Here is a 2,869-nt window from a genome sequence, read left to right as displayed (position 1 = left end):
GATCTGACATCCGGGCATTGCCAGAGCTGACGGGTTTGGTCGCGGCGCTTGTCGGAGTCCGCTCAACAGCGTGGGAGTGAAGGCTTCGTCATGCGCTTGGATGAACGATTGTTGGGGTTCCGAAGGTAGCGCTGCAGCCGGATGCGTATTGCAAACCGGCGTGCAGCTACCACCGCGGCTACGCCTTGGCGCCGAGCCGGAACTTATGCAGCAACGGCTCCGTGTACCCGCTCGGTTGCGCGCGGCCCTCAAAGACCAGCGCCTTCGCCGCCTTGAAAGCCAGCGACGTTTCAAAGTGACCGGCCATCGGCTGATACTGCGGGTCGCTGGCGTTCTGCTTGTCCACGACCTTCGCCATGCGCTCGAACGTCTCGTTGACCAGCGCCGCCGACACCACCCCGTGATGCAGCCAGTTCGCAATATGCTGGCTCGAAATTCGCAGCGTCGCGCGGTCTTCCATCAGCCCGACGTCGTGGATATCCGGCACCTTCGAGCATCCCACGCCCTGATCGATCCACCGCACCACGTAACCCAAAATCCCCTGCACGTTGTTCTCGATTTCCTGGCGAATTTCCTCATCCGACCATTGCGCCTTTTCCACGACAGGAATCGTCAACAAGCCATTGAGCAGTTCATCGCGTGCGCTGGTGTAACTCGTCTTCTCCAGCTCCTGCTGCACGGCTTGTACATCGACCTGATGGTAATGCAGCGCATGCAGCGTCGCGGCGGTCGGCGAGGGCACCCACGCCGTGTTCGCGCCCGCTTTCGGATGAGCGATCTTCTGCTCGAGCATCGCGTGCATCAGGTCGGGCATGGCCCACATGCCTTTACCGATTTGCGCACGCCCGCGCAGTCCCGAGCTCAAACCCGCGAGCACGTTATTGCGCTCGTAAGCCGTGATCCACGCCGACGATTTCATGTCGCCCTTGCGCATCATCGGACCGGCTTCCATTGCGCTGTGCATCTCGTCGCCGGTGCGGTCGAGGAAGCCCGTGTTGATGAACGCCACTCGTGCCGATGCCACCGCAATGCACGCCTGCAGGTTGACGCTCGTGCGCCGCTCCTCGTCCATGATGCCCATCTTGATGGTGTATCGAGGCAAGCCAAGCAAGTCTTCCACGCGCCCGAACAGCTCGCCGGAGAAAGCGACTTCCGCCGGGCCGTGCATCTTCGGCTTGACGATGTAGATCGATCCCGTGCGCGAATTGAGCTTGTTTTTCAAATCGTGCATTGCACCGAGTGACGTCATCACCGCATCGAGAATGCCCTCGGGAATCTCGTGTCCATCGCGATCGACAATAGCCGGATTCGTCATCAGATGCCCGACGTTACGGATGAACAGCAGCGAGCGGCCATGCAGCTTCACCGTCGAGCCATCGGGCGCGGTGTATTCGCGATCCGCGTTCAGGCGCCGCGTGAAGGTCTTGCCGTTCTTGGTGACTTCCTCCGCCAGATCGCCTTTCATCAGGCCGGTCCAGTTGCGGTAGAGCTCGACCTTGTCGGCGGCATCGACGGCGGCCACCGAATCCTCGCAATCGATGATGGTCGAGACCGCCGCCTCCATCAGCACGTCCTTCACACGTGCAGCGTCGGTCTTGCCGATGGAATCCGTCGCGTCGATCTGGATCTCGAAGTGCAGGCCGTGATGCTTGAGCAGCACCGCGGAAGGCGAGCCGGCATCGCCCTGGAAACCAATGAACTGAGCGGGTGATTTCAACGCCGACGAACCGTTTTTCAACGTGACGACAAGCTTGCCGCTTTCCACGCGATAAGCGGTGGCATCGACGTGAGAACCGTTGGCGAGCGGCGCGGCTTCATCGAGGAACGCGCGTGCACGGGCAATCACCGCTGCCCCGCGAGCCGGGTTGAATTGCGCGGTGCGTCCGGCGCCGCCGGTGTCGGGAATCGCGTCGGTGCCGTAGAGGGCGTCGTACAGGCTGCCCCAACGTGCATTCGCGGCGTTAAGCGCGTAACGTTGATTCGATAGCGGCACGACGAGTTGCGGGCCGGCTTGTTCGGCGATTTCCGTATCGACGTTCCGGGTCGTGGCCTGCACAGCCGCGTCCGCCGGTACGATGTAGCCGATGCCTTCCAGAAACGCGCGGTACGCCAACAGATCGCGTACGGGTCCCGGATTCTTTCGATGCCACTGGTCCAGCTCCGTCTGCAACCGGTCACGTTCGGCGAGCAGCGCGCGGTTCTTCGGCGCGAGGTCGTGGACTAACCGACTAAGACCGCTCCAGAACGCTTCGCTCTCTATGCCGGTTCCCGGGAGAGCCTCTTCATCAACAAACTTTCTGAGAACAGCCGCGACGCGCAAGCCGTTTTTCCCGATCATTTCACCCATCATGCGCTCCAACAAATTCAAGTATTAGATAGTCAGCCGTTGAGACTGTTTGCTGCGGCCTTGGCCACTTGTGAATCCTGATCCGGCTTTACGCCTGATACGCCGACCGCGCCCACGACCTGCCCGTCGACCACGATGGGTACGCCGCCTTCCAGCGTCGCGACGAGCGGTGCGCTCAGAAATGCGGTTCGACCGCCGTTGATCATGTCTTCGTATTGCTTCGTTTCGCGTCGGCCGAGCGCTGCGGTGCGCGCCTTTTCGGTCGCGATGTAAGCACCAATCGGGGCGCACCCATCGAGGCGCAGCAGGGCGAGCGGATGGCCGCCGTCGTCGACCACGGCGATCGCGACCATCCATAGATTTTTCTCGGCTTCCACGCGTGCGGCTTCGAGGATTTGCGTCGCTTCGATAACGGTCAATATGGCTTTGCTTTGCATATCTGCAGTTCTCAGGTCAAAAGTGTTTTAGCCGGCGCATGCCGGCGTTAAGGATAGGGCTCACTGCGCCACGGATCATCCGCCC

Annotated in this window: 2 protein-coding genes; both read right to left on the bottom strand. The window is 61.3% G+C overall.

The genetic code is table 11. From position 1 onward, the window contains the following. Window positions 1-178: 178 nt before the first annotated feature. The gene (locus VGH68_RS23740) at window positions 179-2,347 is read right to left on the bottom strand and encodes a malate synthase G (protein ID WP_331606150.1); all 2,169 of its coding nucleotides are present in this window, start codon (window positions 2,345-2,347) and stop codon (window positions 179-181) included. Window positions 2,348-2,379: 32 nt separating this feature from the next. Beyond that, window positions 2,380-2,784, bottom strand: a complete 405-nt coding sequence (locus VGH68_RS23735; RefSeq protein ID WP_331606149.1) for a heme-binding protein — start codon at window positions 2,782-2,784, stop codon at window positions 2,380-2,382. Window positions 2,785-2,869: the final 85 nt, after the last annotated feature.

Origin of the sequence: Paraburkholderia sp., assembly GCF_036488505.1 — a bacterium.
Lineage (GTDB): Bacteria > Pseudomonadota > Gammaproteobacteria > Burkholderiales > Burkholderiaceae > Paraburkholderia.
This window is presented reverse-complemented; position numbering and strand designations above follow the sequence as displayed.